Origin of the sequence: Sphingomonas sp. QA11 (genome assembly GCF_028473665.1) — a bacterium.
Classification (GTDB): Bacteria; Pseudomonadota; Alphaproteobacteria; order Sphingomonadales; family Sphingomonadaceae; genus Sphingomonas; species Sphingomonas phytovorans.
Genome location: NZ_CP098774.1, coordinates 1754541 through 1770629 on the forward strand (window position 1 = coordinate 1754541; position 16089 = coordinate 1770629).

The 16089-nt window shown below is 65.6% G+C and carries 15 protein-coding genes; 10 read left to right on the forward strand and 5 right to left on the reverse strand.

Features of this window, described 5'->3' with window-relative positions:
• Positions 1 to 64: 64 nt before the first annotated feature.
• Positions 65 to 262, forward strand: coding sequence for a YdcH family protein (locus NDN01_RS07995; protein WP_272626823.1), 198 nt, complete (start codon positions 65 to 67; stop codon positions 260 to 262).
• 109 nt (positions 263 to 371) lie between these two features.
• Positions 372 to 821 (forward strand): DUF1465 family protein, encoded by a 450-nt coding sequence (locus NDN01_RS08000; RefSeq protein ID WP_272626824.1) that lies wholly within the window; start codon positions 372 to 374, stop codon positions 819 to 821.
• A gap of 37 nt (positions 822 to 858) precedes the next feature.
• Here the strand turns inward: NDN01_RS08000 and NDN01_RS08005 are convergent, their stop codons facing one another.
• Positions 859 to 1344 carry a DUF2141 domain-containing protein gene (locus NDN01_RS08005; RefSeq protein ID WP_272626825.1) on the reverse strand — a complete coding sequence of 162 codons (486 nt, stop codon included), beginning with the start codon at positions 1342 to 1344 and terminating at the stop codon, positions 859 to 861.
• 432 nt (positions 1345 to 1776) lie between these two features.
• On the opposite strand from NDN01_RS08005, the gene NDN01_RS08010 reads away from it, so the two are divergent.
• From NDN01_RS08010 to NDN01_RS08030, 5 genes are all read left to right on the forward strand, one after another.
• Positions 1777 to 2649, forward strand: coding sequence for a glycosyltransferase family 2 protein (locus NDN01_RS08010; RefSeq protein ID WP_272626826.1), 873 nt, complete (start codon positions 1777 to 1779; stop codon positions 2647 to 2649).
• Positions 2624 to 3427 (forward strand): ChbG/HpnK family deacetylase, encoded by an 804-nt coding sequence (locus tag NDN01_RS08015; RefSeq protein WP_272626827.1) that lies wholly within the window; start codon positions 2624 to 2626, stop codon positions 3425 to 3427. Before NDN01_RS08010 ends, NDN01_RS08015 begins: the two co-directional genes overlap by 26 nt.
• Before the next feature lie 63 nt (positions 3428 to 3490).
• Complete coding sequence (locus NDN01_RS08020; protein WP_443025210.1) at positions 3491 to 4003, forward strand: RNA polymerase sigma factor; 513 nt, start codon at positions 3491 to 3493, stop codon at positions 4001 to 4003.
• Positions 3975 to 4931 (forward strand): FecR family protein, encoded by a 957-nt coding sequence (locus NDN01_RS08025; RefSeq protein WP_272626829.1) that lies wholly within the window; start codon positions 3975 to 3977, stop codon positions 4929 to 4931. Before NDN01_RS08020 ends, NDN01_RS08025 begins: the two co-directional genes overlap by 29 nt.
• Positions 4882 to 7263, forward strand: coding sequence for a TonB-dependent receptor (locus NDN01_RS08030; protein ID WP_336298356.1), 2382 nt, complete (start codon positions 4882 to 4884; stop codon positions 7261 to 7263). Before NDN01_RS08025 ends, NDN01_RS08030 begins: the two co-directional genes overlap by 50 nt.
• A 33-nt stretch (positions 7264 to 7296) precedes the next feature.
• Here the strand turns inward: NDN01_RS08030 and NDN01_RS08035 are convergent, their stop codons facing one another.
• Complete coding sequence (locus NDN01_RS08035; protein ID WP_272626830.1) at positions 7297 to 8259, reverse strand: NAD(P)H-dependent flavin oxidoreductase; 963 nt, start codon at positions 8257 to 8259, stop codon at positions 7297 to 7299.
• Positions 8260 to 8377: 118 nt separating this feature from the next.
• Here NDN01_RS08035 and NDN01_RS08040 point away from each other — a divergent pair, with 118 nt between their 5' ends.
• From NDN01_RS08040 to NDN01_RS08050, 3 genes are all read left to right on the forward strand, one after another.
• Positions 8378 to 10969 carry a M1 family metallopeptidase gene (locus tag NDN01_RS08040; RefSeq protein WP_272626831.1) on the forward strand — a complete coding sequence of 864 codons (2592 nt, stop codon included), beginning with the start codon at positions 8378 to 8380 and terminating at the stop codon, positions 10967 to 10969.
• Between the two features lie 71 nt (positions 10970 to 11040).
• Complete coding sequence (locus tag NDN01_RS08045; protein WP_272626832.1) at positions 11041 to 12216, forward strand: RsmB/NOP family class I SAM-dependent RNA methyltransferase; 1176 nt, start codon at positions 11041 to 11043, stop codon at positions 12214 to 12216.
• 32 nt (positions 12217 to 12248) lie between these two features.
• Complete coding sequence (locus NDN01_RS08050) at positions 12249 to 12758, forward strand: tetratricopeptide repeat protein (protein WP_272626833.1); 510 nt, start codon at positions 12249 to 12251, stop codon at positions 12756 to 12758.
• Between the two features lie 25 nt (positions 12759 to 12783).
• Here NDN01_RS08050 and rsmA read toward each other — a convergent pair whose 3' ends face one another.
• The 3 genes from rsmA to NDN01_RS08065 are packed head-to-tail and all read right to left on the reverse strand — an operon-like array spanning position 12784 to position 15986.
• Positions 12784 to 13602, reverse strand: a complete 819-nt coding sequence (gene rsmA, locus NDN01_RS08055) for a 16S rRNA (adenine(1518)-N(6)/adenine(1519)-N(6))-dimethyltransferase RsmA (protein ID WP_272626834.1) — start codon at positions 13600 to 13602, stop codon at positions 12784 to 12786.
• Entirely contained in the window at positions 13599 to 14594 is a 996-nt protein-coding gene (gene pdxA / locus NDN01_RS08060) for a 4-hydroxythreonine-4-phosphate dehydrogenase PdxA (protein WP_272626835.1), read from the reverse strand. Before pdxA ends, rsmA begins: the two co-directional genes overlap by 4 nt.
• A 15-nt stretch (positions 14595 to 14609) precedes the next feature.
• A complete protein-coding gene (locus tag NDN01_RS08065; protein ID WP_272628086.1) occupies positions 14610 to 15986 on the reverse strand; it encodes a peptidylprolyl isomerase in 1377 nt (458 codons plus the stop codon).
• Positions 15987 to 16089 lie beyond the last annotated feature (103 nt).

A 16089-nucleotide genomic window follows, 5' to 3' on the forward strand; every position in this document is an offset into this window, starting at 1 on the left:
GCATGTTTTTGCGGCTCGCGGGGGCCGCGCAATTTGCTAAGGGCAATGCGTGAACGGGGAGCCCATGGACGACACGCAAATCGCCAAGCGTCTGGAAATCCTGCGCGTGGAGCATCGCGATCTCGATTCAGCGATCGCGGCCCTGCTCGATACCGGTTCGACCGATCAACTTCAGATTGCGCGACTCAAGAAGCGAAAACTCCGCCTGCGCGACGAGATCGCGCTTCTCGAGGACCAGATGATCCCGGACATCATCGCCTGACGCCTGCGAGCCTGATCCTTATTGGGACGGCTTTGGCGGCACCCCGCGCAATCCCTATGTCGCCGATGGCCACTTTATGTCACCTATGCTGTACACGAACGGGGGGAACATGAGCGAGCCGCGCATCCACCGACGCCTCATCGATACGCTCTACATCGACGCGATGGTGCTGGCGGATGAGGCGCGGAGCTATTTCGACCAGGGCGGCAAGGCGGATCGCGACGTGCTTGATCCGCTGGCGCGCGTTTCCTTTTCCTGTGAATCGCTGAAGGTCACGACCCGGCTGATGCATGTGATCGCCTGGCTGCTGACCCAGCGCGCAGTCGATTCGGGGGAGATGGCGCCGCGCGACGCGCTCGATCAGTCGCGCCGGCTGGGGCCCGCGCCCGTCAGTGAGCGCGCCGCCGTCGAAGCGATGCCGCCGGCCGCGCAGGCGCTGATCGAGGCGAGCACCGAACTGTATCGTCGTGTGGCCCGGCTCGACCGGGCGCAGGCGGCCAACGATACCGCCGACAGCCCGGCCCGGTCGATGCTTGAGCGCCTGGCGGCCGCCTTCTGACCCTAACGCGGATGAACGCGCTGCGGAGCGGCCCGCCTCAGTCGATCGCCGAGAATCCAAGCCCGCGCAGATACTGGACCTTGATGTTGACCACGGTGACCCCGGGGCCAGCATTGACCGCCGCTTGCTCGAAGGTCGGCTTGGATCGCCCCATCGACCGGTTGGTGGCAACGCCGGCACCATCGCTCCACACGGAAAACTTGTCCCTGCCGATTCGGTTGTGCCGCAGCATCAGCGAAAACCGCCCGGGATGGGGCACGCGCACACAGATCGCCACCTCGCCAGACACCGGCGGTTTCGATCGGGTGCGACGGAATACCCTGCCTTCGGCGAGCAGCGTTTCGTCGGGACGAAGGAAATCGGCCTGAGTGGCCGGATAGAGCTCAAGCCAGACTTCCCCCGTGCGATCCTTCAGGCCCAGAACGTTGACCTGGATCGCGGGGCCGTGGCCAGCCGCGCACAATGCCGCGTCCTCACCGATCGTCTCCGCTGCGAGCGCGGACGGGGCAATGGCCAGTGACACGGCACATAAAACACCGGCAACGGATATAGGCGTCATGAAACATATGTCCGATTGTTGGAAGCAAATGTCCCATAGACGCCGTGGACGGCAGCGATCCTCACTGTTCAGCGCCGAACTCAGCGAGGCGGCGCGACGCCCCGCCGCCGATAGACGAGCAGGCGGTCGATCTCACGCAGCACGGTAAGATCCAACGCGATCATTGGGCATCGGCGCCACCGCGGCGATGCGTCCACTGTGCGGATTCCGCGACGTTAGCCGACATTCGTCGATTTTCGCTCCCGTGGAGTGAGGGTCGGGGCGCGCCATATCGTCTTTAAATCGAGGCACCGGTCGGCGTCGGGACAAAGTTTGGCGGGTATCCGGGGGGAGGCCGCGGTGAACTGGTTCCGATGCCGGCCAACGGAACCTGCCTCGGTTTCGATGGATACGCGCATGTATTTCAATCTCGCTTCGGCTCGCTCCGACCACGCGACGTCAAACGCAGCGCCATCCGCGCTGCCCTGGACCGTCTTGATTCCCTTCTTCAACGAACGGGATTTTCTCTCTGCGACCATCGCGAGCCTGTCCGAGCAGACCCGTCCATTCAGGCTGGTCCTCATCGACAATGGGTCGACCGACGGCAGCGCGGCGATCGCGCGCGCGGAATGCGATCGGCTCGGGCTCGACTATCTGCTGCTGACCGAACGCAAGCCGGGCAAGGTCGCCGCCCTCCGCACTGGCCTCGGCTGGGTGCGCACTCCGTTCGTCGCGACCTGCGATGCGGATACCGTCTATCCGCCGCACTACCTTGCCGAGGCGGAGCGCGTGCTGGGCAAGGATGGATGCGTGGTCGCAGGTGCCTTTTTCGTCGCGCGGGACGCGATGCCGGTCGATATCGCCGCGGAGGGCCGCAAGATCAACGGCGCGGCGCGGCTGTTGCCGCGCCAATGTCATACCGGCGGTGCCGGCCAGGCGTTTCTAACGGTCGCATTGCGTGCGGCCGGCGGGTTCGACCCCGACCGCTGGAACTATGTGCTTGAGGATCACGAGGTCATCCATCGGGTGATGAAGCTCGGGTCGATGCGCTATTCGCATGATTTGTGGTGCGCGCCCTCGCCGCGCGAACGGGATCGGGCCTCGATCCGCTGGACGCTGGTCGAGCGGCTTGCCTATTCGGCGACAGCGCCCTGGGCGGGAGACTGGTTCTTCTACCGTTTCCTCGGCCGCCGGTTGCGGCACCGCCAGTTGCTCAGCCACCATATCCGGGAACGGCGATACCAGAACGTGGAAGGGGCGATTTTTGCCACGACTAATCCTTTGTTCTGACGACTTCGCCTTCTCGCGCGAGGTAAGCCTGACGATTACCGGACTGGCCCAGGCGGGCAAGCTCAACGCCATCAGTTGCATGGCGGTGATGCCCGGCTGGCCGACCGACGCGGCGCTGCTGCGCTATCTGCCCGATCATGTCGAAATCGGCCTGCACCTGACGCTGACGGGAGAGCGCCCGCTTACGGCGATGCCTCGCCTCGCACCTCAGGGCCATCTGCCGGCCATCAACGATCTCGGACGTCTCACCCGGGCCGGCACGGCGCCGCTCGATGAAATCGCGGTCGAGGTTCGCGCGCAATTCGACTCATTCATCCAGGCGCTGGGCCGTCCACCAGCCTTTGTGGACGGCCATCAGCACGCCCACGCCCTCAACGGCATTCGCGATATCGTGCTCGAGGAGACCGCAATCCGAGCGCCGGGCGCGTGGGTCCGCTGTTGCACCGATTCGTTCATCGCGATGATGTCGCGGCCATTTCGCGGCAAGGCGCTGGCCAGCGCGTGGCACTCGCTGGGCCTGAAACGGGATGCGACCAGGCACGGCTTGCGCTGCAACGACAGCTTCGCCGGGCACTATGATTTTGCCAGCGACTACACATCCCTGTTTCCGGTTTTTTTGCGCCGTCCGGGGATGGTTCATCTGGTAATGTGCCATCCTGGGAAGGGTGATCGCGCCAACGACGAGATAGCATCGGCACGGGTGCGTGAAGCCACGGCCTTGCGTGCTCTGTCGATCGCGGACATGGCAGCCGCCGAAGGGCTGGCGTTTCCGGCCTGATCTAGGGGTCGATCGACAGTGGCTGGCGGCGGTCTCAGGGCCATCTTTCTCGAACAGCGGCCAATGCTGCTACGCTTGCTCGTCGCGCGCCTGGGCAATAGCGACGATGCCGAGGACGCGCTGCAGGACATGTGGCTGCGCATCGACCAGCTCGCCGATCGTCCCGTCGCGCAGCCCAAGGCGTTCCTCTACCGGGTTGCGGCGAACCTCGCCACCGACCGCCGCATCGCTGGCGGCCGTCGCGGCGCGCGCGATGCCGCCTGGCTCGACAGCCAGCCCGACGCGGACGAACTGCCCGACGCCGAGCGCGCGCTGATTGCCAGCGACCAGCTCAGGACAGTCGCGGCGGCGGTCGAGGCGATGCCCGAGAGGATGCGGATCGCGCTGCACCGGTTCCGTATCGAAGGCCGGTCGCAACGCACCATTGCCGAGGAGCTGGGAATATCGGTGAGCGGCGTGGAGAAGCTGTTGCAGCGCGCCTATCGTCAAATTCACGATCGCCTCGAAGCGACAGGTGTGGAAGTCGCCTCACCATATCGTCTATCTGATGAAAGGGGCACGAACCGTGCAGGGTGACGAGTCCACTATCATCGACCAGGCGATCGAATGGCATCTCCGCCAGACGGAGATGTCCGATCAGGACTGGGAATCATTCGTGACGTGGCTCGAGATCAGCCCGGCGCATGCGAGCGCCTATGACAGCGTCGTGATGCAGGAACACCTCATCGACCGGACCGACTTCCCGATCGAGGTCGTGCGTCGGGAACTGCCCGCGCGCCGCTGGCCCTGGGCGGTTGGCGGACTCGCGGCGGCAGCCGCGGCGGTGGCGCTCCTCATGCCGCTCGTGACGCCCGCCCGGCCGTCCACCTACGACGTCGCTACCAGGGCCGGGGAGCGGCGCACGCTGCACCTGGCCGACGGCTCCAGGATCGAAATGAGCGGCGACACCCGCCTGCGACTCGACCATAGCCGGCCGCGTCTCGTCGACCTGGAAAGAGGCGAGGCCACGCTGCACGTCCGGCACGATCCCGCCAATCCGTTCACGGTGACGTCCGGTGACCTGACAGTCCGTGATCTTGGGACCGTGTTCAATCTCGCCCGCGATGGAGACCGGCTTGCGGTCGAGGTTTCGTCGGGGTCGGTCCTGTTCCAACCAGATCGCGAATCGGTCGAGCTGGCACCCGGGGATGCGCTGGTCGTCCGTGAGGACAGCCACACGATGACCAGGGCGAAGATATCGCCCGCGTCGGTCGGTGGCTGGCGAACCGGCACGCTGAGCTTCGATGGCGAGCCGCTGGGAAGCGTCTTTGCCTCCATCCATCGTCTCAATGCGACGCAGGTCGTCCTTGAGGGCGGCTTGTCGCAACGGCCGTTTACCGGCATGGTCAAGCTCACGGGAGCCGCCGATCGGGATATACCCCATCTGGCCGCCCTGATCGGGGCGACTTGGCGGCGTGACGGAGACCGATGGATATTGGCGGGTAGCACGGCGCCTTCGCGCTAGGCTGTATCCGGCACTGTTGCTCGCGGCGACCGGCCTGTCGGCGCCGGCAATGGCGCGCGACGTCACTGTAGCGGTACCGGCGACCACCCTCGACAAGGCGCTGACCGCACTCGCCCGAGAGGCGAACGCCGAGATCATCAGCACCGAGGCCGGGCTCCGCACGATCCGCACTCAAGCGGTACAGGGCAGGATGTCGGTGCGGGAGGCGCTGACACGGCTGCTCGCCGACACAGGCTATCGTGCGATACCGATCGGAAGCGGCGGTTATCGAGTCGTACGTGCGCCGGTACGCATCACACCGCGCCGCCGCCCGCCGGCAGGCCCGCCGCCCATCGACCCCGCTGACATCGTCGTTACCGCCAGCAAACAGCGCGTCCCGTTGCTGCGCTATCCGGGCAGCCTGACGTCGATCACCGGCACGCCGACTCTTTCCGCGGCCGGGGTGGGGGATATGGCTGACGTCGCGGTTGTCACGCCCGTCCTGCAAAGCACGCAGCTTGGGGCGGGTCGCAACAAGATCTTCATTCGCGGCGTTGCCGACAGCAGCTTCAACGGCGCCAGCCAGTCGACCGCAAGCATCTATCTGGACGACGTCCAGCTCAGCTATTCGGGCCCGGACCCCGGCTTGCGCCTGTACGATATGCGCGGCATCGACGTGATGGAAGGACCGCAGGGCACGCTGTACGGCGCGGGAGCGATCGGCGGGATCATCCGCCTGACGTCCAATCCGGTGGACCTGCTCGGTACGCATGCCTCGATGGCGTCGGGCGTGACCGCGACACGCGAGGGCGAGGCCGGGTTCGATATAGCCGGCATGGTGAACCTTCCGCTCAAGACCGACGTCGCTGGCGTGCGGGTGGTGGGATATCGCATCCGGGATGGCGGCTATATCGACGATCATGGCCGCGGTCTTTCCGACATCAATCGCACCGACACGACTGGCGGCCGCCTGGCGTTCCGCGTCGATGCGGGCGATGGCTGGCGGATCGATCTGAGCGGCGCCGGCCAGCAGATCGATGCCAGGGACGGGCAATATGCCGAGCTGCCCGAAGGCCCGCTGGCGCGGCGCTCGCGGATTGCTCAACCCTTCAGCAGCCGCCTGCTGTTCGGCCGGCTGGTGATCACCCGTGACTGGGCGAGCGGCTTGCACCTGGTATCGGCATCGGGGCTCGCGGCACTCGACACGTCCGAAGTGTTCGACGCGAGCGCCGCAGTGCCCCCGTCGCCGAACCCGACTAGCTACGATATCGGCAATTCGAAATTGTTGCTGACCCAGGAGACGCGGCTTTCCCGATCGCTCGCCAATGGCGGGTCATGGGTGGCTGGCTTCGCCCTGCTGAGCAATCGCGATGTCCTCTCGCGCACGCTTGGGTCGGCGGGCAGCGAGGCCACCATCATCGGCGTGACCAACGTCACACGGGCGGCGTCGCTGTTCGCCGAGGCGACGATCGCGCTTCGCCGGAGTTTCTCGGTCACGTTGGGCGCGCGCGCGACCGCCGCGCGGATCGATGGCGAGCCTTCCAGCAAACCGCGATCCAACGCGTTCGTGAAGGGACGATCGACCGAGCGGATCGATCCCACCATCGCGCTGTCATGGGTAATCGCACCGCAACTCGCTGCATTCGCGCGCTATCAGACCGGGTATCGGACAGGCGGCCTGGCGGTCGCTCGTGGAATCGGGCGAGTCGCGGACTACAACGCCGACTCGATCACCGTCGGCGAGATCGGTATCCGCAGGCTACGCAGCGGCCAGACCGGCCTGACCTTTTCCGGCAGCTTCTCGATCGCTCGGTGGACCGGCGCCCAGGCGGACCTGATCAATCGGCGTGGACAGCCCTATACCGTCAATCTCGGCGACGCGCAGATCAACTCGCTTGAGGGGATGGTCGGGTGGACCCCTTTGCCGGGCCTCAACGCAAGCGGCACGTTCCTCTATACCCGGAACAGCGTCAGCGCGCCGCTCCCCGGCCAGCCCGCCAGGGACACGAACCGCCTACCCGAGACGCCTTCCTTCGCGGCCCGGGGCAGCCTGTCTTACGAGTGGACCGTCCGGGATGTGACATTCCACTCGCAAGGGTCACTGGGGTATGTCGGCAGTTCCATGCTCGGCACCGGCGACCTGCTCGACGTCAGCCAGGGGAATTATCTGACGCTTGACCTGTCCGGCTCCATGAAGTGGCGCAACATGGAGATATCGCTGGCCGTGGCGAATGCGACGAATGCCACCGCCAATCGCTTTGCGTTCGGCAATCCCTTCACCCTCGCGGCACGCGACCAGGTGACGCCGCTGCGCCCTGTCAATGTGCGGCTGGGGGTGGCAATCAACTGGTAGGCAACCGGCGGAAAACAATCGCCCCGATGCCGATCAGCCGAGTGCGAGCCTCAGTCGCGCGGCCTCGTACTCCCTTTCGAGCCGGTCAACCCGCGCCCCGACGGATTCGACCTTGTCGATCACGCCGATGCCCTGGCCCGATCCCCAGATGTCCTTCCATGCCTTGGCCTTGCTGCCATTGCCGCCACCGAAATTCATGGTCGACAGGTCGCCCTCGGGCAGGTTGTCGGGGTCCATGCCAGCGGCGACGATCGATCCCCGCAGATAATTGCCATGCACCCCGGTGAAGAGGTTCGAATAGACGATGTCAGCGGCCTTTCCGTCGACGATGCCCTGCTTATAGCCGGACTCGGCATTGGCTTCGTCAGTCGCGATGAAAGGCGAGCCGATATAGGCAAGGTCAGCGCCCATCGCCTGCGCGGCGAGCACCGCGTCGCCCGTCGCGATCGAGCCCGAAAGGGCGAGAGGGCCAGTGAACCACTGGCGGATCTCCTGGACGATCGCGAAGGGGGAGAGGCGTCCGGCATGGCCGCCAGCGCCGGCCGCGACCGCGATCAGCCCGTCAGCACCCTTTTCGATCGCTTTCCGCGCGAAACGATCGTCGATGATGTCGTGCAGCGTGATGCCGCCCCAGCCATGCACTGCCTGGTTGAGATCCTCGCGTGCGCCAAGCGACGTGATGACGATCGGCACCTGCCACTTGGCGCAGGTCGCCAGGTCGGCCTCCAGCCGTTCATTCGAACGGTGCACGATCTGGTTCACGGCGAAAGGTGCGGCCGGGCGGTCGGGATGATCGCGATTGTGCTGCGCCAGTTCCTCGGTGATTCGGTGCAGCCATTCGTCGAGCAGGCTTTGCGGCCGGGCATTGAGCGCCGGGAAGGACCCGACGATTCCCGCCTTGCACTGGGCGATCACCAGTTCGGGGCCGGAGATGATGAACAGCGGTGACCCGATGACGGGCAGCCGGAGGCGATCGAACAGGGGCGGCAAGCTCATCTGCGTTTCATAGCGCAACTGAAATGACTGTCCAGCAGCACGAGTTGCCATGTCGCGGCAATGGCTTATTAGGCCAACACACCGGGATACATTATATCTGGCTTCGGAGTCCTCCTTCATGAAATTCGCCCTCGCGTCGCTGCTGCTGGTCAGCGTCTCAACCCCCGCTCTCGCGGTGGGGCAGCTGCCCGCCAACGTCGCCCCGGTCGCCTACGACATCACGGTAAAGCCCGACGCCAAGGCAATGACCTTTAGCGGTACCGAGACGGTGACGATCGACGTCAGGCAGGCGACGAGCACGATCGTGCTGAATGCGGTCGAGCTGAAGCTGGGCAAGGTGACCTTCGACGGGAAGGACATGCCCTTCGCGATCGACGATACGACCCAGCAACTCACCGTCACCTTGCCCGCGCCGGCCAAGGTCGGCACGCACACGATGAGCTTCGCCTGGGATGGCAAGATCAACACGACGTCCGCGGGCTTCTTCGCGATCGACTACAAGAACCCGGACGGGTCGGCGGCGCGCATGCTCGCGACCCAGTTCGAGGCGCCCGATGCGCGCCGTTTCGCGCCGATGTGGGACGAACCCGCGTTCAAGGCGAAGTTCACGCTCAGCGCGGTCGCTCCGGGCAACCAGACCGCCTTTTCCAACATGCCGGCCGCCAGGGTGACCAACCTCACCGACGGCACGAAGAAATATACGTTCCAGCAGTCGCCCGTCATGTCGAGCTATCTCCTGTTCCTCGGCATGGGCGATGTCGAACGCAAGACGGTGATGGCCGGCAAGACCGAGATTGGCGTCATCACTCGCCGCGGCGTGGTCGACCAGGGCGATTATGCGCTGGCCGAGGCAAAGCGCCTGCTGGTCTATTACAACGACTATTTCGGCCAGCCCTATCCGCTGCCCAAGCTCGACATGATCGCCGGTCCCGGCTCGAGCCAGTTCTTCGGCGCGATGGAGAATTGGGGGGCGATCTTCTATTTCGAACCCGAACTGCTGTTCGATCCCAAGCACGCTACTCAGAGCGGGCGCGACCGGATCTTCACCGTCGTGGCGCACGAGATGGCGCATCAATGGTTCGGCGATCTCGTCACCATGTCCTGGTGGGACGATCTCTGGCTCAACGAGGGCTTCGCCTCGTGGATGGAGAACAAGACGAGCCGCGACCTGAACCCGACCTGGGATGCGCGGGCAAGTGCCGTCGCCTTCGATCGCGAGGGGGCGCTCGGCCTCGATGCCACCTCGGCGACCCATCCGATCATTCGCCATGTCGAGACGGTCGATCAGCTTGGCGAGGCGTTCGACAGCATCACCTACCAGAAGGGCCAGGCCGTTATCGGCATGATGGAATCCACGTTGGGCGACGATGTCTTCCGCAAGGGCATCCGCAGCTACATGGCGAAGTACAAATACGGGAACACCGTGACCGACCAGCTCTGGACGGAACTTGGTGCCGCGGCCGGCAAGCCGGTCGTGGACATCGCGCACGACTTCACCCTGCAGGGCGGCGTGCCACTGGTGAAGCTCACAGGCGCGACGTGCAATGGCGGCACCACCCAGGTGAGCATGACTCAAGGGCGGTTCGGCTATGACGAGGTATCGAAAAAGCCCCAAACCTGGCGCGTGCCCCTGACGCTCGGGCCGATCGGCGGCCCGGTGACCAGCACGATCGTGCAGGGCGCCGTGCCCGCCACCGTCGCGGTCCGGGGTTGCGGCACGCTCGTCCTCAATCGCGACAAGGGCAGCTATGTCCGTGTCCAGTACGACGATGCGAGCCACGCGGCGATCGTGCGCGACTTCAGCAAGATGGCACTGACCGATCAGGTCGGCACGCTCGGCGACGATTATGCCCTGGCACTGAGCGGCGACCAGTCGCTCGACCGCTATCTCGCAGTGCAGGCGGCGGTGCCGCTCGATGCGAGCCCGCTCGACTGGTCGGTGGTTGCGGGCAATCTTCGTTCGCTCACCAATTTTTTCCAGGGTACGCCGCTTGAAGCACCGCTTAGGGCGCGGACGATCGCGCTGCTGTCGCCAGTGATGAAGCGCGTCGGATTCGACGCGAAGGCAGGCGAATCGCCGCTGATCACCAACCTGCGTGAAACGCTGGTCGGCCGGCTCGGCTATAGCGGTGATCCCGATGTCGCGGCGAAGGCACGTGCCTATGTCGCTGCGCTGGCAACCGATCCGAACGCCATCCCGCCGGCGATCCGCGCGCCGATCCTCGGTGTCTATGCGGTGAACGCCACACCGGCCGAATGGGAGGCGCTGTTAGCGATCACCAAGGCCGAGAAGAACCCGGTGACACGCAACACCTATGTGCAGTTGCTCGGCACTGCGCGCGACGATGCCCTGGCGCAACGCGCGCTCGACCTGCTGAAGACGGGCGAGTTCACCAATCCGCAAAAGGCGGGCCTGATCCGTGCGGTCGCCGGGCGGCATCCGGAAATGGCGTTCGATTTCGCCGTGGCGAACAGGGATATGGTAAACGGCCTGCTCGAAACGAGCACCCGATCCAGCTTCATCGTCAGTCTCGGCACGACCTCCAACGATCCGGCGATGCCCGGCAAGATCACGGCCTATGCCGAGAAAAATCTGCCCGAGGCATCGCGAGGAGGTGTCACCCGCGTGCTTTCGGCTATTGCAGTGCGCAAGCAGGGTGCCGACCGTGTGCGTGCCGATGTGGCGAAATGGGTGAGCGCCGGGAACTGACCGTCCCGGTTTTCGGTGAAGTGGGGCGCCTGATCGTCTCTTCGGATATAGAGACGTGAAGGAGTGATATCATGACCCCAGCAGCCCGCGTCCAGGCGGCGATCGAACTGCTCGATTCGATCGTCGTCGCCGCCCGCGATTCAGGGGCCGCGGCCGATACGCTGATCGCGCGCTATTTCGCCGAGCGTCGCTATGCCGGCAGCAAGGACCGGCGTGCCGTGCGCGAACTGGTCTATGCCGTGATCCGCAAGCTCGGCGAACGCCCGGCCAATGGCCGTGTCGCCATGCTGGCGCTGGCGGAAAGCGATCCGGAGATTGCCGGGCTGTTCGCGGGTATCGGCCATGGCCCGGCAGCGATCGGTCCCGACGAGCAGGCCGCGGCGCCGGGGATCGCCCCTGGCTGGATTCTCGCCCTGCTGAAACAATCCGGGCTTGAGGGGGAGGAGCTTCCCGCGCTGATCGACCGCGCGCCGCTCGATATCCGGCTGAACTGGCTCAAGGAGGCTCCCGGCCCGATCGAGGGGGCCGAGCCGATCCCCGGCCTGCCCGATGCGCTGCGCCTGCCGTCGGGTACCAATATCGAAGCGCTCGCCGCCTATCAGGACGGCGCGATCGAGGTGCAGGACGCCGGCAGCCAGATCGTCACCCTCGCGGCAAAGGCTGCGCCGGGCATGCGTATCGTCGATCTCTGCGCCGGTGCGGGCGGCAAGACGCTCGCCCTCGCGGCGCTGATGGGCAATGAAGGTGCGCTGCTCGCGACCGATACCGACCGCGCGCGGCTTTCGCGCCTGACGCCTCGCGCGGCGCGCGCCGGCGTGGAGATTGTCGAGACCCGGCTGCTCGATCCAGGGCATGAAGCGGAGATTCTGTCCGACTGGGCGGAGAGCGCCGACTGCGTGCTGATCGACGCGCCCTGCTCGGGCACCGGCACCTGGCGGCGCAATCCGGAAGCGCGGTGGCGGCTGACACCGGAACGGATCGACCGGCTCACCCATACCCAGCGCCATGTCCTGGAAACGGGTGCCGCGCTGGTGAAGCCCGGCGGCGCGCTGGTCTATATCGTCTGTTCGCTGCTTGATGAGGAAGGGACGAACCAGATCGCCGCTTTCCTTGCCGGGCATCCCGAATGGCGTGCTGATCCGGTAGTGCTTCCGGCTGGTCGCCCCCATGGCGCAGGGGTTAGGCTCACGCCCGCGCATGACTCAACCGACGGGTTTTTTGTCGCAAGACTGCAACGTGCGTGCTAGCCAGAGGCATCGTGCCGAAGCTGGAGTTGATCATGCGTTATTCGTCCGTCGCCGCCGCTGCTGCGCTGACGCTTCTTGCGATCTCCACCTCGCTTCACGGCCAGCGCCCCGACGATCAGGTCGATCCGCGCTCGATGGCGCTGCTCGCGAAGGGCAAGGCCGCACAGGCGGCCGGTAATCTCGACGGCGCCACTGATGCGCTTGAATCCGCCCTTGCGGTCGATCCGCGCAATCGTGCCGCCTTCGTATCGCTCGGCCAGGTCGCTGAAGAGCGTGGCCTGCCGGGCAAGGCGATCCGCCTCTACCGCGAGGCGCTGCTGCTCGAGCCCAACGACGTTTCGGCGCTGAAGGGGCAGGGCGAGGCCCTCGTCGCCAAGGGCGCCGTCGCGCGTGCCAAGGACAATCTCGCCAAGATCCGCACTATCTGCGGCAAGGCAGGCTGCACCGACGCGACGGTGCTGGCGGCGACCATCGCCAAGGGCCCGCCGATCGCGACCGCTTCGGTAGAGATTCCGACGGCCAAGCCTGCCGCGAAAGAATAGGGCATCAACGCCGGCGATGCAGGGTTTAGCTGAGCACGCGCGCCAGCTCGACGAACTCGGCCACACTGACGGTCTCCGCCCGGCGAGTCGGCTCGATCCCCACGGTTTCCAGCGCGTCGAGTGCCCCATGAACCGATTTCAGGCTCTGGCGGAGCATCTTGCGCCGCTGGCCGAAGGCGGCGGCCGTCAGCCGTTCAAGCACGCCAAAGTCAACGCCCGGCGAAGCCTCCTCCGGGACAATGTGCACCACGGCTGACATCACCTTGGGTGCTGGCGTGAAGGCCGAGCGGTGCACCGGCATCGCTAGCTTCGCACTGCTGCGCCACTGCGCGATCACCGCGAGCCGGCCGTAGTGATCGTCGTCGGTCTTCGCGACGATGCGCTCGGCGACCTCTTTCTGGAACATCAGGGTCAGGCTTCGCCACCACGGCGCCCATTCGGCCGACAGCCAGCGCACCAGCAGCGCCGTACCGATATTATAGGGGAGGTTGGAGGCGATGTGCGGCTTGTTCTCGAACAGCGGCACGGCGTCGATCTCAAGGGCATCGCCCTCGATCACACGCAGCCGGCCCGGATAGAAGTCGCCGAGTTCGGCCAGCGCCGGAATGCAGCGCCGGTCGCGCTCGATCGCGGTCACCTTTGCCCCCGCGGCGAGCAAGGCGCGCGTCAGGCCACCCGGGCCCGGGCCGATTTCAAGCACCTCGGCATCGGCAAGGTCCCCCGGAATCCGGGCGATCCGCGCAAGCAACTGCGCATCGAGCAGGAAATTCTGCCCGAGCGCCTTGCTCGCGGCAAGGCCGTGGCGTGCGATGACGTCACGGAGGGGAGGAAGGGTAGGGCTCACGCTCCGGCGGCGGCGCGACGTTCCGCGGCGCTCGCGGCGAGCCGAATTGCCGCAATCGTCGCGCCGGGCTCGGCCCGGTCCTTTCCCGCGATACCGAAGGCTGTGCCATGATCGGGCGAGGTGCGCACGATCGGCAGGCCCAGCGTGATGTTCACGCCTTCGTCGAAATGCAGTGTCTTCAACGGCACCAGCGCCTGATCGTGATAGCAGCAAATCGCCGCGTCATAGGTTGCCCGCGCCCGCTCGTGGAACATGGTATCGGAAGCGAACGGCCCGGTCGCGTCGATCCCTTCCTCGCGGAGGATCTCGATCGCGGGGATGATGAAGTCGATTTCCTCCCGGCCGATCGCGCCGCCTTCGCCCGCATGCGGATTGAAGCCGGCAAAGGCCAGGCGCGGGATCAATATCCCGAAATTGCGGATCAGCCCGCGCGCCGTCGCGCGCGCCTTGGCCACGATCAGATCGATCGACAGCAGCCCGGAAACGCTCGCCAGCGGTACATGAGTAGTGACCGGCACCACGCGCAGGCTTGGGCCGGCGAGCATCATCACCGCATTCTCGCCAGCGATGCCGCACCGCTCGGCAACGAATTCGGTCTGGCCGGGATGCGTGAATCCGATCTGGTAGAGCTGGGCCTTGGAAACCGGTCCGGTCACCAGCGCGCGGGCAGTGCCTGACCGTGCCAGCCCCGCGGCGATTTCAAGCGCGTGCAGCGCGCAACGCGCGCCGTCGACATCGGGGATGCCGGGGGTGATCTCGCCCCCGTCTTCGACGTTCAGCACCGGCAGTGCGGAGGTGAACACATCGTTCGCCTCGGCCGGGTCGAAGATCCGTTCGACCGGCCCGTGCCACACCGCGCTGATGGCGCGCACGTCGCCGACCGCGAAGAACGGTGCAAGCTGCTCCCGCTCGCGCGCGGCCCATGCCTTGGCGATCACTTCGGGGCCGACCCCGGCCGGATCGCCCATGGAGACCGCCAGTGGCGCGATCATCGCGAAAACGCTCCCTTAGCGATATTCGATCACGGCATCGCGGCGAAGATCGCGCAGCACGCCCTGCGCGCGCAGGTTGACCCGCTGCTGTTCGATACGGCTCTGGACCTGGTCGGCCTGGGGCAGCGCAGCGGTCTGCGGATCGTCACGGCCGCACAGCACGAGCGTGCGCACGCCCTCGGTGGGCGATCCGAACCAGGGCGTCGCCTCGCCGATCTGCATCTTGAGCACCATTTCCTGAAGGCGGGCTGGCAGGTCGCGCGCCTTTACCGAGGCATTGTCCACCACCTCGGCGTTCAGTTCGCCGGCCACCTTGGCGACATTGCCGCAACCCTGCATGGCATGGGTTACCTTCTCCAGCTGGGCGACACGCTCGCCGGCCGATGCCTGGGTCATGCCCGGGGGAAAGCGGACCGTCAGCTGCTTCAGGGTGAGCTGAGCGTCACGCGCATCGGCCATCAGCACCTGCCGCTTGTCGACCAGATAGAGGATGGAGAAACCGCCCGGCACCTCGATCGGCCCGGCAACCTCGCCGACACCCATCTTCTGCGCTGCCTCGGCCAGGCTCGGGGGCAGGTAGGTGAGCTGGCTGGTGCTGACCCAGTCAAGATCGCCCTGCGTGCTGCGCGTCGACGCATCGGAAAACTGAGTATAATATTCAAAGGGTTTGCCGCCCTTTTCGATATCCTGGATCATCTGGCGCATATTGTCGAAGACCTGCTGGGCGCGGTCAGGCCCCGCCGCGAGATAGATCTCCTTCAGATGATATTCGTTGCTGCCCTGCGCGGCCTTCAGGCGCTCGATGATGCCCTTGACCTCTTCCTCGCCGACATTGACGAACGGTTCCACCCGGCGACGAAGATAACGGTTCCAGGCCAGATCGGCCTCGATCTGGCGCCGCAGCGAGCGGTCGGACGAGCCGACGCTGCGCAGATAGGCGCGCATATCCGCCTCCGACTTGCCGAACTGCTGCGACACGCGGGCAAAGCTCTGGTCGATCTCGTCCTTGGTCACGACGATCTCGTTGGTCCTCGCCTGCTGGATCTGCAGCGTCTCGTCGATCAGGCTGCGCAGCACCTGGAGCCGAAGCCGGTCATGTTCCTCGGGGTTCAGCTTCAACTGGTTCGCCGCAACGATCAGGTTGATGCGCTGATCGACATCCGTGCCGGTGATGACGGCTTCGTTGACGATCGCCGTCGCCTTGCGGATATTGGGATCGAGCTTTCCGAAGATCTGCATGTTCTCCGGGATATTGAGTCCGACGGTCGGCACGCTGTTGTCGCTGACGGTCTGGGCCGGGAGGCCGCTGGTCACACCGACGATTGCCAGCAGACCTGCGCTCGCCATGCCGATCCTGCGCCCGATACCGGCCGTCTTGTTCTTCGAAATCATCACGTTTTCAAAATCCCATCCCGCGCCGTCGCAATCTGGCCTATTGTTCCACCATTGCTGAACCGGCGCTTAGCGGCCCAGATCGCTGTTCGATCGTCCTGAA

Bases quoted from the DNA above. Each gene is read 5' to 3' on its own strand.
- pdxA (WP_272626835.1), bottom strand. From the start codon at position 14,594: ATGATCGCGCCACTGGCGGTCTCCATGGGCGATCCGGCCGGGGTCGGC.
- NDN01_RS08045 (WP_272626832.1), top strand. From the start codon at position 11,041: ATGACCCCAGCAGCCCGCGTCCAGGCGGCGATCGAACTGCTCGATTCG.
- NDN01_RS08040 (WP_272626831.1), top strand. From the start codon at position 8,378: ATGAAATTCGCCCTCGCGTCGCTGCTGCTGGTCAGCGTCTCAACCCCC.
- NDN01_RS08010 (WP_272626826.1), top strand. From the start codon at position 1,777: ATGTATTTCAATCTCGCTTCGGCTCGCTCCGACCACGCGACGTCAAAC.
- NDN01_RS08050 (WP_272626833.1), top strand. From the start codon at position 12,249: ATGCGTTATTCGTCCGTCGCCGCCGCTGCTGCGCTGACGCTTCTTGCG.
- NDN01_RS08000 (WP_272626824.1), top strand. From the start codon at position 372: ATGAGCGAGCCGCGCATCCACCGACGCCTCATCGATACGCTCTACATC.
- NDN01_RS08025 (WP_272626829.1), top strand. From the start codon at position 3,975: ATGAAAGGGGCACGAACCGTGCAGGGTGACGAGTCCACTATCATCGAC.
- NDN01_RS08020 (WP_443025210.1), top strand. From the start codon at position 3,491: ATGCTGCTACGCTTGCTCGTCGCGCGCCTGGGCAATAGCGACGATGCC.
- NDN01_RS08035 (WP_272626830.1), bottom strand. From the start codon at position 8,259: ATGAGCTTGCCGCCCCTGTTCGATCGCCTCCGGCTGCCCGTCATCGGG.
- NDN01_RS07995 (WP_272626823.1), top strand. From the start codon at position 65: ATGGACGACACGCAAATCGCCAAGCGTCTGGAAATCCTGCGCGTGGAG.
- NDN01_RS08065 (WP_272628086.1), bottom strand. From the start codon at position 15,986: ATGATTTCGAAGAACAAGACGGCCGGTATCGGGCGCAGGATCGGCATG.